Source organism: Vibrio fortis, assembly GCF_000695685.1.
Taxonomy (GTDB): Bacteria; Pseudomonadota; Gammaproteobacteria; order Enterobacterales; family Vibrionaceae; genus Vibrio; species Vibrio fortis_A.
Map to the genome: position 1 here is coordinate 108442 of NZ_JFFR01000028.1, position 14849 is coordinate 123290.

The 14849-nt window shown below is 46.2% G+C and carries 16 protein-coding genes; 8 read left to right on the forward strand and 8 right to left on the reverse strand.

Annotation, left to right across the window (positions count from 1 at the left end; all coding sequences use genetic code 11):
* Positions 1 to 37 precede the first annotated feature (37 nt).
* Entirely contained in the window at positions 38 to 481 is a 444-nt protein-coding gene (locus VFDL14_RS03370; protein ID WP_032553070.1) for a GatB/YqeY domain-containing protein, read from the reverse strand.
* A gap of 25 nt (positions 482 to 506) precedes the next feature.
* A complete protein-coding gene (rpsU, locus tag VFDL14_RS03365) occupies positions 507 to 722 on the reverse strand; it encodes a 30S ribosomal protein S21 (RefSeq protein ID WP_001145625.1) in 216 nt (71 codons plus the stop codon).
* A gap of 229 nt (positions 723 to 951) precedes the next feature.
* Here rpsU and tsaD point away from each other — a divergent pair, with 229 nt between their 5' ends.
* Positions 952 to 1971: a tRNA (adenosine(37)-N6)-threonylcarbamoyltransferase complex transferase subunit TsaD gene (tsaD, locus tag VFDL14_RS03360; RefSeq protein ID WP_032553071.1), complete on the forward strand. Its 1020-nt coding sequence runs from the start codon at positions 952 to 954 to the stop codon at positions 1969 to 1971.
* 64 nt (positions 1972 to 2035) lie between these two features.
* Positions 2036 to 2854: an alpha/beta fold hydrolase gene (locus VFDL14_RS0123475; RefSeq protein WP_032553072.1), complete on the forward strand. Its 819-nt coding sequence runs from the start codon at positions 2036 to 2038 to the stop codon at positions 2852 to 2854.
* 46 nt (positions 2855 to 2900) lie between these two features.
* Here the strand turns inward: VFDL14_RS0123475 and plsY are convergent, their stop codons facing one another.
* Positions 2901 to 3497, reverse strand: a complete 597-nt coding sequence (plsY, locus tag VFDL14_RS03355) for a glycerol-3-phosphate 1-O-acyltransferase PlsY (RefSeq protein WP_032553074.1) — start codon at positions 3495 to 3497, stop codon at positions 2901 to 2903.
* A gap of 122 nt (positions 3498 to 3619) precedes the next feature.
* Here plsY and folB point away from each other — a divergent pair, with 122 nt between their 5' ends.
* Genes folB through VFDL14_RS03340 form a run of 3 tightly spaced genes read left to right on the forward strand, consistent with a single transcriptional unit; the run spans position 3620 to position 5278 of the window.
* Positions 3620 to 3979, forward strand: coding sequence for a dihydroneopterin aldolase (gene folB, locus VFDL14_RS03350; protein WP_032553075.1), 360 nt, complete (start codon positions 3620 to 3622; stop codon positions 3977 to 3979).
* Positions 3976 to 4458 (forward strand): 2-amino-4-hydroxy-6-hydroxymethyldihydropteridine diphosphokinase, encoded by a 483-nt coding sequence (folK, locus tag VFDL14_RS03345; protein WP_032553076.1) that lies wholly within the window; start codon positions 3976 to 3978, stop codon positions 4456 to 4458. Before folB ends, folK begins: the two co-directional genes overlap by 4 nt.
* Positions 4459 to 4474: 16 nt before the next feature.
* Positions 4475 to 5278: an undecaprenyl-diphosphate phosphatase gene (locus tag VFDL14_RS03340; protein ID WP_032553077.1), complete on the forward strand. Its 804-nt coding sequence runs from the start codon at positions 4475 to 4477 to the stop codon at positions 5276 to 5278.
* A gap of 84 nt (positions 5279 to 5362) precedes the next feature.
* On the opposite strand, the gene VFDL14_RS03335 is transcribed toward VFDL14_RS03340, so the two are convergent.
* Positions 5363 to 6670 (reverse strand): multifunctional CCA addition/repair protein, encoded by a 1308-nt coding sequence (locus VFDL14_RS03335; protein WP_032553078.1) that lies wholly within the window; start codon positions 6668 to 6670, stop codon positions 5363 to 5365.
* 36 nt (positions 6671 to 6706) lie between these two features.
* On the opposite strand from VFDL14_RS03335, the gene VFDL14_RS03330 reads away from it, so the two are divergent.
* Both VFDL14_RS03330 and VFDL14_RS03325 read left to right on the forward strand, forming a co-directional pair.
* On the forward strand, positions 6707 to 8359 hold the full coding sequence (locus VFDL14_RS03330; RefSeq protein WP_032553079.1) for an ExeA family protein: 1653 nt from the start codon (positions 6707 to 6709) through the stop codon (positions 8357 to 8359).
* Complete coding sequence (locus VFDL14_RS03325; protein ID WP_032553080.1) at positions 8359 to 9288, forward strand: general secretion pathway protein GspB; 930 nt, start codon at positions 8359 to 8361, stop codon at positions 9286 to 9288. Before VFDL14_RS03330 ends, VFDL14_RS03325 begins: the two co-directional genes overlap by 1 nt.
* A gap of 70 nt (positions 9289 to 9358) precedes the next feature.
* On the opposite strand, the gene VFDL14_RS03320 is transcribed toward VFDL14_RS03325, so the two are convergent.
* The 3 genes from VFDL14_RS03320 to VFDL14_RS03310 form a co-directional block, all read right to left on the reverse strand.
* A complete protein-coding gene (locus VFDL14_RS03320) occupies positions 9359 to 9970 on the reverse strand; it encodes a TIGR04211 family SH3 domain-containing protein (protein WP_032553081.1) in 612 nt (203 codons plus the stop codon).
* A 203-nt stretch (positions 9971 to 10173) separates the two neighbouring features.
* Complete coding sequence (locus VFDL14_RS03315; protein WP_032553082.1) at positions 10174 to 11436, reverse strand: inorganic phosphate transporter; 1263 nt, start codon at positions 11434 to 11436, stop codon at positions 10174 to 10176.
* Positions 11437 to 11565: 129 nt separating this feature from the next.
* Entirely contained in the window at positions 11566 to 12246 is a 681-nt protein-coding gene (locus tag VFDL14_RS03310) for a TIGR00153 family protein (protein WP_032553084.1), read from the reverse strand.
* A 208-nt stretch (positions 12247 to 12454) separates the two neighbouring features.
* On the opposite strand from VFDL14_RS03310, the gene VFDL14_RS03305 reads away from it, so the two are divergent.
* Positions 12455 to 13972 carry an inorganic triphosphatase gene (locus VFDL14_RS03305; protein WP_032553085.1) on the forward strand — a complete coding sequence of 506 codons (1518 nt, stop codon included), beginning with the start codon at positions 12455 to 12457 and terminating at the stop codon, positions 13970 to 13972.
* A gap of 38 nt (positions 13973 to 14010) precedes the next feature.
* On the opposite strand, the gene VFDL14_RS03300 is transcribed toward VFDL14_RS03305, so the two are convergent.
* A complete protein-coding gene (locus VFDL14_RS03300) occupies positions 14011 to 14760 on the reverse strand; it encodes a potassium channel family protein (RefSeq protein WP_032553086.1) in 750 nt (249 codons plus the stop codon).
* Positions 14761 to 14849: the final 89 nt, after the last annotated feature.

The following is a 14849-nucleotide window of genomic DNA, read 5'->3' on the forward strand; positions in this document are numbered from 1 at the left end:
CATAGGATTGCACGGCTTGTTGCAATTTGATTTGGGATTAAGCGAGTTTAGAACGAACTAAACCACTAACTTTACCCATATCTGCACGCCCTTGAATTTGTGGTTTCAAGATAGCCATTACTTTACCCATGTCTTGCATGCCCGCAGGTTGAGCTTCTGCAATTGCGCTATCTAGTAGTGCAATCACTTCTTCTTCAGTAAGCGGTTGAGGCATAAAGCCTTCAAGTACAGCAATTTCTGCTTGTTCCACGTCAGCAAGATCTTGACGACCAGCCGATTCATATTGAGCAACAGAATCGCGACGCTGTTTAACCATCTTAACTAGAACAGCAAGGATGTCGTCGTCGTTCAGAGTGATCTGTTCGTCAACTTCACGTTGCTTAATAGCTGAAAGAGCTAAACGGATAGTGCCAAGGCGCGGTTTGTCCTTGGCTTTCATCGCTAATTTTTGCTCTTCTTTGAGTTGTTCAATAAGAGCCATAACTCAGTCCTTATGGATTAAGTTATTAGTACAGGCGAACGCGACGTGCGTTTTCGCGAGCTAGCTTCTTAGCGTGACGCTTTTGAGCTGCTGCTTTAGCGCGTTTGCGAACTGTAGTTGGTTTTTCATAGTGCTCACGACGACGCACTTCAGAAAGGATACCTGCTTTTTCGCAAGAGCGCTTGAAACGACGTAGTGCAACGTCGAACGGTTCGTTTTCACGTACTTTAACTACTGGCATATGCCTTTCACCTCAGGGGTTATTCGTTAACGCTGGTAACTTAGTGAACTGAACTTAAATATTCAGTCTTAACCAGCTTGATCAAAAATGGTGCGGAATTTTAATCCGATCACAGTGGCTTTGTAAAGCACTTTGTCGATTATAGTCTGTACAATATTTGTTTGCTGAGCTTAGGCAGGGTAATATTGCGCTAATTTCCCATTAAAGATGAAAGCGTGCCGAGAAAATTATGCGCATTATTGGTATTGAAACCTCTTGTGATGAAACAGGAATCGCAATTTATGATGATGAGCAAGGTCTGCTTTCTCATCAACTCTACAGCCAGGTAAAACTGCATGCCGATTACGGTGGTGTTGTTCCTGAGCTGGCATCACGTGATCACGTGAAGAAAACCATTCCACTTATTAAAGCAGCTCTCAAAGAAGCAAACTTAACCTCTAAAGATATTGATGGCGTAGCTTACACAGCGGGCCCTGGTCTAGTTGGTGCTTTGCTTGTTGGTGCTACGATCGGCCGCAGTATTGCTTATGCATGGGGTGTGCCTGCAGTGCCAGTTCACCACATGGAAGGTCACCTGCTTGCTCCTATGCTAGAAGATAACCCACCACCGTTCCCATTTGTGGCGCTGCTGGTATCGGGTGGTCACACTATGATGGTTGAAGTAAAAGGTATTGGTGAGTATCGAATCCTGGGTGAGTCGATTGATGATGCAGCTGGTGAAGCCTTCGATAAAACCGCCAAGTTAATGGGTTTAGATTACCCTGGTGGTCCATTACTTTCTCGCTTGGCAGAAAAGGGTACGCCGGGTCGCTTTAAGTTCCCGCGCCCAATGACTGACCGTCCGGGTCTAGATATGAGTTTCTCAGGCCTAAAAACCTTTGCAGCTAATACCATTCGTGACAACGACGATAGCGAACAGACTCGCGCAGATATCGCATACGCATTCCAAGAGGCGGTTTGTGGCACCTTGGTAATCAAGTGTAAGCGTGCCTTGGCTGAGACAGGCATGAAACGTATAGTAATTGCTGGTGGTGTGAGTGCAAACAAGCAGTTACGAGCAGAACTTGAAGCGCTGGCGAAGAAGATTGGTGGTGAGGTTTATTACCCTCGCACTGAGTTTTGTACTGATAACGGTGCAATGATCGCTTATGCAGGTATGCAGCGTCTTAAGAACGGTGAGGTGGCTGATCTTTCTGTTCAAGCGACACCACGCTGGCCTATCGATCAGCTTGAGCCAATTGCTGAGTAATCGAATCTGAATAATTAAACGGTCGCTGAAGTAGCGGCCGTTTTTATATGACTTAGGGAAGAAAATGAACAATTTCACTATTGAAAACCAAAACATGGCGTACCTAGATGAAGGGCAAGGGCCTGTATTAGTGTTTGGTCACAGCTACCTATGGGATAGTGCAATGTGGCAACCTCAGGTAGAGGCACTGAAATCTAAGTACCGTTGTATTGTTCCTGAGCTTTGGTCTCACGGCCAATCTGATGCAGCGCCAAGCTCAATGCGCACGCTAAAAGACTATGCTCAACATGTTTTGGCACTGTTGGATCATTTGGGTGTTGAGGAGTTCTCAATTGTTGGCCTATCGGTGGGCGGCATGTGGGGTACAGAGCTGGTGGAGTTGGCGCCGTCTCGTGTGAAAACTCTAGTACTTATGGATACCTTTGTTGGCCTAGAGCCGGAAGTGGCACACGCTAAGTATTTCTCGATGCTAGATACCATCGCACAAACAAAGATGGTTCCACCACCGATTGTTGAAGCGGTTGTTCCTTTGTTCTTTGCTAATCAAGCAGAGCAAAATAGCCCGGAGCTAGTGAAAGGTTTCACAGAATTTCTATCTCAATTAAATGGTGAACATGCAGAACAGGTCGCACGCATTGGGCGCATCGTGTTCGGACGCCGCGATATGATTGAATCGATTGAGAAGTTTGCTCTGCCAGTCTTGGTTGCCGTAGGTCAAGAAGACAAACCGCGCCCAGTATTGGAATCTTACTTAATGCATGATTGCATCGCAGGTAGCGAGCTGGCTGTGATCCCTAATGCAGGTCATATTAGTAGCTTAGAACAGCCTGAGTTTGTAAATGAGATGCTTGCGAGCTTCCTAGATAAACATCTATTGGTGTAGTTGAATCACCAATGAAATGATGAAAAATCGGCGCAATCTATATCGATTATGCCGATTTTTTTTGTCCTAATTTTGGCTCACTGCCGTCGAGTAATCGGCGAATATTTTGATGATGGCGCAGCACGATCAAGCAGCACAACATGGCAACAGGAAGTGTGTATTGTGGTTTTACCATCCACGCATAAAACGGAGTGACTAACACGGTGACAATCGCAGCCAAAGATGAGTAACGGAAAAGAAAAGCGACCAGTAGCCAAGTGCCCATAATCATACCGGTAAGGTCAAGACCAATAGGCGCGATGGCACCCAAGGCAGTCGCAACGCCCTTGCCACCCTTAAAGTGGAAGAAGATTGGGTACATGTGGCCCAAACAAGCGGCAATCGCGACAACACCCAGAATGATAGGGTCAATATCGAGGAAGTAACCAAGCCAGACAGGAATAGTCCCTTTTAGCATGTCACACAGGAGCACAGAAGCTGCAGCGGCTTTGCCACCGATACGCAATACATTAGTAGCACCGGGATTATTTGAACCCACGGTTCTAGGATCGGGCAGACGCGCGACTCGGCATATCAAGACCGCACTTGAGATTGAACCTAATAGATAGGCTGCAATGATCATAATGAGTGCCAATGGAGTCATGTCTGTCCTTAATGGTGCGAAAATAATGCTCAATCCAAGAGTAATTGATATCATATCCTGAATTAGGCAAATAATACGTTTTTTTCCCATTTTTGGGTATCCGACCTCTAAAAGGACAACTAATGGCACTGGATAAAGTTTTCATCGAACAGTTAGAAGTAATCACAACAATTGGTGTGTATGACTGGGAACAAGAAATTAAGCAAAAGCTAGTGCTTGATATAGAGATGGCTCACGACAACCGTCCAGCAGGTAAAAGTGATGACGTGGTCGATGCTTTAGATTATTCAAAGGTGAGCACGGCGGTGCTTGAGCACATTGAAAATGGTCGCTTCCTATTGGTTGAGCGTGTCGCAGAAGAGATCGCTGAGTTGATCATGACGCAATTCTCAGTGCCATGGATCAAGATCCGTCTGGCGAAGCCGGGCGCAGTGCCTCAAGCGAAAGCTGTAGGTGTGGTCATCGAACGAGGCCAAGCATGACCATTGCTTATGTCGGGGTCGGCACCAATATCGACCGTGACAAACATGCCAAGGCCGCTTGGCTAGAGCTGCAATCTTTGGGGAGCAATCTGCGTTGCTCCTCGATTTATCACTGTGAACCGGTGGGGTTTGATAGCCACCCGTTCTATAACTTCGTGATTGAGCTCGATACTTTGTTGTCATTGACCGAATTTTCACAACAGCTGCGTAAAATTGAGTTTAAATACGGGCGCGCGAAGGATGCCCATAAGTTGCAAGACCGCAATTTAGATCTCGATATCGTGTTGTTTGGTGATGTGGTTTCTTCTCAAAAACCTCAACTTCCTCGCAGTGATATCTTTAAATATCCTTTTGTCACACAACCACTATATGATCTCTGTCCTGCTCGGGTAATCCCCCAGGATGGACGAACCGTCAGTGAAATATGGCAGAAAATGGAGCAGCTAGACTCCCTCTCTGTTGTAGATATAGAACTATAAATTTATAAGGTTAGAAATGAGTTATTTTGAAGCGTTTATTTTGGCGTTGGTGCAAGGCTTTACCGAATTTTTGCCGATCTCAAGCTCTGCACACTTGATCCTTCCTTCAGCTGTACTTGGCTGGGAAGACCAAGGTTTGGCATTTGATGTGGCGGTACACGTTGGTACATTGGCGGCAGTAGTTATCTATTTCCGCAAAGAGGTTATCTCACTACTGAATGCGTTTTTTGGTTCAGTGTTCAAAGGTGATCGAAGCAAAGAAGCGAAACTGGCTTGGATGATCATCTTGGCGACTATTCCTGCTTGTGTGTTTGGCCTGTTGATGAAAGACATCATTGAGCTTTACCTGCGTAGCGCGTGGGTTATCGCGACCACGACCATCGTGTTTGGTTTGTTGTTGTGGTGGGTAGATAAGAACTCAGCACTGCGTGACGATGAGTATCAAGCAGGCTGGAAGAAGGCGCTATTCATTGGTTTGGCGCAAGCGATGGCGATGATCCCAGGTACGTCTCGCTCTGGCGCAACTATTACTGCAGCGCTGTACCTTGGTTTTACTCGTGAAGCGGCAGCTCGTTTCTCTTTCTTAATGTCGATTCCTATTATCACGCTAGCGGGCGGCTACTTAGGCCTTAAGCTAGTCACTAGCGGTGATCCAATCCACGTTGGTACTTTGTTGACGGGTATTGTGGTCTCTTTCATCAGCGCTTATATCTGCATTCACTTCTTCTTGAAGTTAATCTCTCGCATGGGTATGACGCCATTTGTTATCTACCGCTTGATTCTAGGTTGTGGTCTGTTTGCTTTCTTGATGATGCAATAAGCCCCAACTCAAACTTCAAAACGCACAAAGCCCGCGGATTCAGCGGGCTTTGTTGTTTAAATCAATGATACAAGTTAGCTACTTTTAAGCGGTAGCTAGCGCGCTCTCAATAGCCTGAATACGACGCTTCTCTTGCTCATCACGAATATCTTTACCTTTAAAACCATCGGCAATCACGGCTTTAACATCGACCCCTAATGCAGCTTGATACGCTGCTTCAAAGCGAGGCTTTTGTGGATAAGGATCAGACTCTAATCCTTTTCTTCCGGCATGATCTGCTTGGCAACACAGCAAGATGTCATTGAGTCTCTCAGGTTTACGCCACACATCAAATTTGTTGAGGATCTTTAGGAAGGTGGATGGCTTGAGCTCACCTGCACGATGGATGTTGGAGTGCTGTTCACAGACAAGCAACGCTAAATCACGAAATTCATTCGGCACACGTACTCGTTCACATAGGGATTTGATCAGCTTGAGACCCGTATGACAGTGCATCTTATGGCTTGGCCACTCACTTGGCGGAGTAACGCCTTTACCAAGATCATGAACTTGGGCTGCAAAACGAACAGGCAGTGAAGTGCTTAATAGTGCTGCTTGCTGAGCAACCATCAAGGTGTGAATACCAGTGTCGATCTCAGGGTGCCACTTTTCAGGCTGCGGGACGCCAAATAGCGCATCCAATTCTGGGAGTACCACGGCTAGGGCACCGCATTCTCTTAAGGTTGATAAGAAGATCTCAGGGTGTGGTGTGCTCAGTGATTTGTGCCACTCTTGCCAGACTCGTTCTGCTGTTAGATGTTCTAATTCACCAGACTCAACGATACGTTGCATCATCTCCAGTGTTTCTGGCGCAATAGTAAAGTCCAAGTGATGAAGCTTGGCGGCGAAACGAGCCACACGCAGCACGCGCAGTGGATCTTCGACAAAGGCGTCTGAGACGTGTCTTAGAACGCGGTTCTCTAGGTCTTGTTGACCATGATAGGGGTCGTAGAGTGTACCTTGTTCATCTTGTGCGATAGCGTTGATGGTTAGGTCGCGACGCATGAGATCTTCTTCGAGGGTAACGTCAGGTGCAAAATAGCACTCAAAACCTGTATAGCCAGAGCCAGACTTTTTCTCAGTTCGTGCTAGTGCGTGCTCTTCTTTAGTTTTTGGGTGTAAGAAAACTGGAAACTCTTTACCAACGGCGGTAAACCCAAGTTCTTCCATCTGCTGCGGCGTACTGCCGACGACAACCCAATCTTTGTCGTAGCTCGCAATTTCCAGTAATTGGTCGCGTACTGCACCACCTACTAAATATCTGTTTAGGCTCTGGTGTATTGGTAAGCCATCGTAGTTTTGCAACTTATCACCTCGAAATCTTTTATCACTGCTGGACTTTATGGCGAGCAATGGTAATTTCCATTTATCGTAATTATAGGGCAGCCCATGTATAAGGAATATTTTGGCTTCGTAGAGATGCCATTCTCGATTGTACCAAATTCTCGCTACTTGTTTTTAAGTCAGCGTCATCAGGAAGCAATGCAGAACCTGCAAGCTGGACTGGGTGATGGTGGTGGCTTTGCCATGCTGACAGGTGAAGTGGGAACTGGCAAAACGACCGTTGCTAAGGCGATGCTGGCATCTTTGGATAACCAAACTCAAGCTGGCCTTATACTGAATCCGACATTCTCTAACATTGAGCTGCTCGAAGCGGTGTGTGATGAGTTTGAGATTGATTACCCAGAACAGGCTTCACTCAAGCAGTTGAGCCAGGCTATTCATAGTTTCTTGTTGGACAGCCATGAGCAGGGGATTCAAACTCTGCTGGTGATTGATGAAGCGCAGCATCTCGCCGCTGATGTATTGGAGCAGCTGCGCCTTCTGACCAACTTAGAGACAGACAGCCGTAAATTATTGAAAGTGCTACTGGTGGGGCAACCCGAGCTGCAGCAACATTTGCAAACCAATCAACTTCGACAGCTAGCACAACGTATCACAGGGCGTTATCACCTGTTGCCTCTCAACGCCCAAGAGGCGGGTAAGTACATTGCGTTTAGACTGGAGACAGCGGGTGCACAGCAGATGCTGTTCTCTAATCGCGCAGTGAAATCTATCGCTCAATACACCCATGGTATACCGAGATTGATTAACCTTGTGTGTGACAAAGCTCTTCAATTGAGCTTTCATCAAGGCGAAAAAACACCATCTCAAATCACCGTTGAGCAAGCGTGTCAGCAGATCATGTCGTTCCAAGCTGAGGTGTATCAAGCGCCTGTTAAACAGCCGTCGGCAGTTTGGCCGAAGCTGGTGCAGTACAGCGCGTTGAGCGTGCTAGGCTTAGGACTCGCTTGGGGGACGTTTACGTACCTACCGCAAAACATCGACAAGTGGCTTGTCAATGACCAGATGGCGTCTGACCTTGAACCTCAAATTAAAACGGCGATGCAGGCTCCTATAGAGATTCAAGCTGAAACAACAGCCCCTCTGCTGCCTGAACATATTGCTCAACAACTCACGCAGGGCACAAGTCGAGCTTCTGCTATCCAAGACCTGTATCAGTTGTGGGGTTATCAATCTTCACTTCGAGATGGCTTATGTTTGAGTGAACCACAGAGTGTGTTTGTGTGTGTTGAAGGGCAAGCGACACTGCGTGAACTGATTCAACTCAACTCACCAGTAGTATTAAACCTGACCTTTGAGGAACAGTCTTATCATGCAGTGCTGTATGGCCTTTCTGACAAGTCGGTTGAATTATTAGTGAATCAATCTTTAGTTCAAATACCGGTTTCAGCATTAGAAGCCTTGTGGCAGGGCGATTATGTTGCGATATGGAAACAACCTCTGAGAGAGACCCTTAGAGAGGGGGATTCCGGAGAAGCGGTCGCATTGCTTGATCTGCTACTGTCTGAAGCATTAGGAGAAAATGTAACGGGACAAGAGCTGTTCGATGACGAGCTAAAGCGTAAGGTTGAAGCATTTCAGATCTGGCAAGGAATGTCAGTCGATGGCATTGCAGGAAAAAGAACGCTTGCGCGCCTACAACGAATCGCTCAGTTAGATTCCCCTATCCTGACGAGCATTAATGAGGAGAGAGGGTAATGTCTCGAACAATGAGCCGTTTACAAAAATCGGAAATGCCCGGGTTCCAGCAGCACGTCGTGTCGACTCAAGCTCCTAAGTTGCGTTCGCATCGCGGCGCATCAATCGCGATGAGCCTATTGATCTTATTGGTACCATCGCTACTCGTTGCGGGAGGCTTGCTTTATCAAGAGCGAACCTCTAAAGAGCAAGAGAGTGCAGTTGCACTAACTGAGTCAGTAAGTGTGGTCGCGGCGGTCACGCCAGAGTCGACTCCTGCTCAAGAAGCCCCACAACTCGACGCTGAGTTGGTCGTGAGTAACGCAGATTCTGAGCTGTTTAGCATTCGCCCTGCACCTCGGGTGGGCGAATTGAAAACTCTGCCTCGTCAAATGCACTATGCATCGGTTAACGCTGAAACGGTTAACAGTGATGAGCGAGAGACTCAAGTATCGAACAAACAAGACGATTCTGCACTGGCTCAGGTTGATTCCGAGAGTGAACCGCAACAATCGCCTGCTGAATCAAGCAAGCCACAAGTGAAGCAAAGCTCTAGTAGTGCAGGCAATGAAGCGATGGAAGGTGACCTGTTACAAGGACTGGATCTTACCGAGCTGTCTCCTGAGTTAGCCCTCAAGATTGAGTCGATTCTTGATAACAGTGATTCACCGTCTGAGGTGGACATTGACCAATACCGACCTCAGCCGACTGTGCAGTTGGAGTCGCATACTCAGAGCTTAAGCGGCCGTTTACCAAGCCTGAACCTGCAAACGCATATGTACTCAAGCAGTGCAGAGAGGCGCTGGGTTAAAATCAATGACAAAGAGGTGGCACAAGGGGACTGGATAACTCCTGAAGTGCAGCTAATAGAAGTGAAGCCGCAATCTATTGTGGTGGAGTTTGAAGAGCAGGCTATCGAAATCCCAGCGCTTTATGAGTGGCAAGGTTGATCGCTGAGGCGATTGAACATTAGAAAAACAAAAAGGAGCACATGAGTGCTCCTTTTTTGATTTGTTGCGATTACGCCCAACCGTTTGGTGATTTTCTCTTACGCGGGATTAGGTGCGGAAGAATCAGACCAAACAACAGACCTAGGCCTGCGACACCGCCGCCGTACATGAAGTACTTCAGCAGTAGGTCATCTTTTTGCGTGTCTAACTTAGCGCGTAGTTCGCGGTTTTCAGTTTGAACGCTTGTCAGCTGTTGGCTGATTTCGCTGTAGTTCTGCTCTAGCTCAGAAATTTGAGTGTTGCGAGAATCAAGAGAGCTGATTAGGCCCGCTTTTTCACTATCTGCGCTTTGACGTGCGTTAGCCAGCTTAGCTTTCACTTCTGCTAGTTCTTTTTCTAGCTTAGGCATGCGCAGTGCCATGCTCTCTTGAGAAGTGACAAACTTGCTCTCAACCCAGCCTTTACGGCCACGGTTGTCTTGAATTTGGGTATAACCAGTTTGCTTATTTGCTTGTAGGAATGTGATTTTTTGACCGGCATCGACACTACCAATAATACGGTAGCTATTGTTTGGGCCAGAGTGCATATAAGTAAATAGTTTATCAGCAATATAACGGTCTTGTGCAAACGCAGCTGGGGCTGCAAGCATTGCGAACAAAACGAAGCTAATCAGTTTTTTCACAGTAAATCCCTTAACGATTTCAATTGGGGTGGGCAATAAGTCAGCCTCAGTTAGCAGATAGTATTTAGTTTCTCGGTAGGGTGCAACAAAGAAGGGAGGCTGAGCCTCCCTTTCTGTGTATTTGAGTCAATAATGACATGAGATTTACATATCGTTACTGAAACTCACAATTTTCTGACGTGCATTCAGCCCCTGAAATAGGGTTAGCCGATGAACATACCTTGAATTGCGTAGAAGAATACAACCGCAAGCAGTGCACCTGCTGGCAGTGTTACAATCCAAGAAGCAACGATGTTACGTACTACACCAAGGTTTAGAGCTGCGATACCGCGAGCGAAACCAACACCCAATACAGCACCAACAAGTGTTTGTGTTGTTGAGATTGGTAGACCAGTACCAGAAGCAAGAACTACGGTACATGCTGTTGCTAGTTGAGCTGCAAAACCACGGCTTGGTGTTAGCTCTGTAATACCAGTACCAACTGTTGCCATTACTTTATGGCCAAGTGTTGCAAGACCAACAACGATACCAAAACCACCTAGAGGTAGAATCCACCATGCGATGGTGCTCTTACCTGTGATTTCACCCATGTGTTCAACTGTTGATACAACAGCAGACAGTGGACCAATCGCGTTAGCTACGTCGTTTGAACCGTGAGCAAATGCCATCGCACACGCTGTGATAACCATAAGAACAGAGAAGATACCTTCTACGCCAGCAAAGCTGTGGTCTTCTTCGCGGTTAGCGAATTTCTTCTGGATGTATAGGTAGCCACCAACCATAACAATCGCAGAAACACCAGCAGCCCAAACCCAAGCTTCAGTGTTGCTTAGGTGAAGACCAACGTGCTTTAGGCCTTTCTTGATTGTTACTAGCGCGATCACCATTGTTGTGATGAACATGTACACAGGAACAAAACGCTTAGCGTTGAACAGTGGGTTCTCAGTATCAAAGATCAGACGCTGAGCACTTACGAAGATAACGTAAGCAAAGAAGCCAGAGATAACAGGCGTAATGATCCAGCTACCTACGATACCTTGAACGCTGCCCCAGTCCACCGCTTCAGTACCAACAGACACACAAGCGAAACCGATGATAGCACCGATAATTGAGTGCGTTGTTGAAACAGGCCAGCCCATGTAAGAAGCAAGTAGTAGCCATGTACCAGCAGCAAGTAGTGCTGACATCATGCCGAATACAAGTACGTCAGGTTGGTGTGCAAATAGAGATGTCTCGATAACACCTTTACGGATAGTATCGGTAACTTCACCGCCAGCAAGATAAGCACCAGCAAATTCAAAGATCATTGCGATAATGATCGCTTGTTTAACGGTTAGAGCTTTTGAGCCTACTGAAGTGCCCATTGCGTTCGCAACGTCATTCGCACCAATACCAATAGCCATCAAGAAACCGAAAGCTGCTGCAATAAGAATCAGGACAGTGCCGTAGTTAGCAAGGATATCCATCGTAATACCTAGTTGTTTGATAACAAGCGGAGCAAATTTAGACGCAAAAAACCGCTCAACGAGAGAAATACTCAACGCATAAGTGGTTTTGGTTAAAAAGTGCTCTTCGTTATATAGTTAACGTTTGATTTAAGATCGAGAAAGCATTACTTCAAGACGAGCGCCAACACGCTGCGCTTGGTCTGCAATACCACCGACCCATTCAAGAATCTTGTATAAGAACATGATGTCGACAGGGTTTAGATCTGCTTCAATTGCCATTAGTTGTTGGCGTAGTTCGATCTGCATCGCGTCTGTATCATCTTCGATTACATCTAATTGATGAATCATCTCAGCAACGAGTGTTACTTCACGGCCTTTAAAGCCAGTCTCAAGTAATTCATCTAGTTCATTGATTACGTTTTGTGCTTGGTTCGCTGCATCTAGGCAACGTTTAACGTAAGCGATGAAATTCTCTTGTAGAGGAGCAGGAATGACAAGCTGACGACCGTAAACGCGGCCAGCGATGTCTTTCGCTAGGTTTGCAAGTTTGTCTTGCTGAGTTAATAGCTCCAACATATCGGTGCGATCAACCGGCATAAACAAACCGCGAGGAAGTTTAAGGCGGATTTCACGTTTTAGTACGTCTGCTTCTTTTTCAAGATGAGAAATCTGCGCACGAATTTCAGCTGCCTTTTCCCAGTCACCCTTTGAAGATACTTCAAAGAAGTTAACTAGGTGAGAACAACATTCGTTCACACACACAACGTGACGTTGCAAAGGTTTAATTGGGGACTTTGCAAATAACCCCATAATTGTATTTACTGGCATGGTTGTCCAACCTAATAAATAATAACCTTAAAAAAAACATACACCATGTTCGTGGTGAAATGTTAAGCGATGGCTATAAAGTCGCGCATGTTAACCTAATCAATCTCTCATTAAAACTGTTTTAGATCATCATATGGGCGATATTTCTGACTTGCCGAGTTCTAAAATTGGCAATATCCTGTTCCTATCTTCCCAGAAAGGTATAACTATGGAAACCGAGATAGAACTGAAGTTTTTTGTTTCTCCTGAATTTTCAGAGACTTTACGCAATAAAATTGCTGAAACGAAGGTACTTCAGCACAGTTGTCGAGAGCTAGGTAACATCTACTTTGATACGCCGGACAACTGGCTACGTGAGCACGATACTGGCTTGCGCATTCGACGCTTTGATGACGTATTTGTACAAACTGTAAAAACAGCGGGTCGTGTGGTTGCAGGTTTACACCAGAGACCAGAGTACAATGCGGAGCACGATAGCAATCAACCGAATCTATCTCTTCACCCTGGCGATATTTGGCCAGACGGTAAGGATATCGAGACACTGCAATCTGAACTGATTCCTCTCTTTTCGACGAACTTCACTCGCGAACAATGGCTGGTGGGGATGCCTGATGGCAGTCAGATTGAGGTGGCGTTTGACCAAGGCTTTGTTGAGTCTGGTGACAAACAAGAGCCAATCTGTGAGGTTGAGTTAGAGCTTAAATCTGGACAGGCCGATGCACTATTCACACTGTCGCGACAGTTCTGTGAACAGGGCGGGATGCGTTTGGGCAATCTGAGCAAAGCAGCAAAAGGCTATCGCTTGGCGCAGGGTTACCAAGGTGATGAAGTTAAACCTTTGGCGTTGGTGGATACTGATAAGCACGACACGGTTGAATCTTGCTTTATTCAGTCACTAGAACATGCTCTATCTCACTGGCACTACCATGAGCAGATCTTCACTGAGCGCCAGTCAATTGAAGCACTGCATGAGATCAGCCACTCTCTGAGCTTTATCCGTCAAACATTTACTATTTATGGTGGCATTGTCCCGCGTCGTGCGAGCGCGATCCTCCGCCAAGAGCTTAAATGGTTAGAGCAAGAACTAGAGTGGCTTAAGAGCTACGACCATCTAGAAGACTTGCTAGAAGATAAAGGCCACGTTTTACGTAAGCTAGATGCTCGTAAGTTCTTGGTTGCTGAACTTAAAGAGATGCAAGAGCAGCTTCCAGATCGTGAAGAACTACTCACTCTTTTGAGCTCTGCGCGTTATACAGGTTTGCTGCTTGATTTGAGCCGTTGGATCCTATCGCGCGGTTGGCAGCCATTCCTTGATGATAAAGCGCGTGAACAAATGGCTCGTGGCATTGAGTGGTTCTCGGTTAAGCAATTAGATCGCACTTGGGCTGAGCTAATGGAAGCTTTCCCGCCTGAACGTGTCATGACCAGCCAAGCTTACATCGATCAGCAGTACCGCCTAATGCGCAACCTATATTCAGGTGTTGGGTTTGCCAGCTTGTATGATGCTGATGAACGTAACAGCTTCCGTCTACCGTGGGCAGATATGATCCAAGGCATTGATGACCTATTGATGCTAAGAACGCTTGCCCCGTTAACTGACAAGTTAGAGGGTGATGAGAAGGATCAACTGGAGCGTTGGTTGGCTCGCCAAGAGGTGTCTATCCTGCATGCGATGGAGCAGACGCGTCAGATCAGCGTTGAAGTTGAGCCATACTGGCAAGACTAATAAAAACCAAATAGAACATGAAAATAGGGCATTGTGCCCTATTTTTTTATCTGCTGTTCTAGCTTATCTAACCGTTCAAGGATCTGTTGCTGTTGTTCCAGAATAAGGTCGAGCTTTTTGTCCTTGTTCTCCAGCTTCTGATTCTGTAAATCGGTCGGTTCTGTGATTAGTGAAGTCACTAATCCTGAGATCATACCGAATACACCCACACCACAAATGATCACTAAAGAGGCAACCAATTTTCCTGAGTTTGTCACTGGGTAGTGATCGCCATAGCCTACGGTACTAATCGTCACAAACGCCCACCACAATGCGTCGTGGCCAGTGGTAATGTTCGCCCCTGGCTGTTTATGCTCAAGCAGCAGAATCGTGCCAGCACCAATGGTGAGCAATAGCACTAGCAATAAAATGATGGAGGCGAGTGTGGTTTCTTTGCGATTGCGAAACAGCTCTCTAAAAATACGTTTGCTTGAGCGTAAAACCAAAATAACCCGTAATATCTGAAAGATACGTGCGAAGCGTAGTGGTTCTATCATCGGGATACTGGCAAGGAAATCTATCCAGTGGATCTTTAAATATGATGTTTTACTTTCCGCTCGAAATAGATCAATAGTGAGCTGCAGAAGAAAAACACTACAGATTACAAAATCGAGGCCGATAAGAACTTGTTTAGATTCGTTATCGATAGGTGCGAACAATAAGCCAGAGATCACAAATAACGCTAAGAAAGAGAGAATCAGTGATAATAAGCTCATTGGCTTGGGTGTGTCTTTGGTACTATCTAACATTCATACGAAGCTCGAAATAAATCGCAATCTTTAGCAAATCGTTGCTATTGCGCGGATATGGAAGCGTCCAATATATAAGACTTAATGGA

Bases quoted from the DNA above. Each gene is read 5' to 3' on its own strand.
- VFDL14_RS03370 (WP_032553070.1), bottom strand. From the start codon at position 481: ATGGCTCTTATTGAACAACTCAAAGAAGAGCAAAAATTAGCGATGAAA.
- rpsU (WP_001145625.1), bottom strand. From the start codon at position 722: ATGCCAGTAGTTAAAGTACGTGAAAACGAACCGTTCGACGTTGCACTA.
- tsaD (WP_032553071.1), top strand. From the start codon at position 952: ATGCGCATTATTGGTATTGAAACCTCTTGTGATGAAACAGGAATCGCA.
- VFDL14_RS0123475 (WP_032553072.1), top strand. From the start codon at position 2,036: ATGAACAATTTCACTATTGAAAACCAAAACATGGCGTACCTAGATGAA.
- plsY (WP_032553074.1), bottom strand. From the start codon at position 3,497: ATGACTCCATTGGCACTCATTATGATCATTGCAGCCTATCTATTAGGT.
- folB (WP_032553075.1), top strand. From the start codon at position 3,620: ATGGCACTGGATAAAGTTTTCATCGAACAGTTAGAAGTAATCACAACA.
- folK (WP_032553076.1), top strand. From the start codon at position 3,976: ATGACCATTGCTTATGTCGGGGTCGGCACCAATATCGACCGTGACAAA.
- VFDL14_RS03340 (WP_032553077.1), top strand. From the start codon at position 4,475: ATGAGTTATTTTGAAGCGTTTATTTTGGCGTTGGTGCAAGGCTTTACC.
- VFDL14_RS03330 (WP_032553079.1), top strand. From the start codon at position 6,707: ATGTATAAGGAATATTTTGGCTTCGTAGAGATGCCATTCTCGATTGTA.
- VFDL14_RS03325 (WP_032553080.1), top strand. From the start codon at position 8,359: ATGTCTCGAACAATGAGCCGTTTACAAAAATCGGAAATGCCCGGGTTC.
- VFDL14_RS03315 (WP_032553082.1), bottom strand. From the start codon at position 11,436: ATGGATATCCTTGCTAACTACGGCACTGTCCTGATTCTTATTGCAGCA.
- VFDL14_RS03310 (WP_032553084.1), bottom strand. From the start codon at position 12,246: ATGCCAGTAAATACAATTATGGGGTTATTTGCAAAGTCCCCAATTAAA.
- VFDL14_RS03305 (WP_032553085.1), top strand. From the start codon at position 12,455: ATGGAAACCGAGATAGAACTGAAGTTTTTTGTTTCTCCTGAATTTTCA.
- VFDL14_RS03300 (WP_032553086.1), bottom strand. From the start codon at position 14,760: ATGTTAGATAGTACCAAAGACACACCCAAGCCAATGAGCTTATTATCA.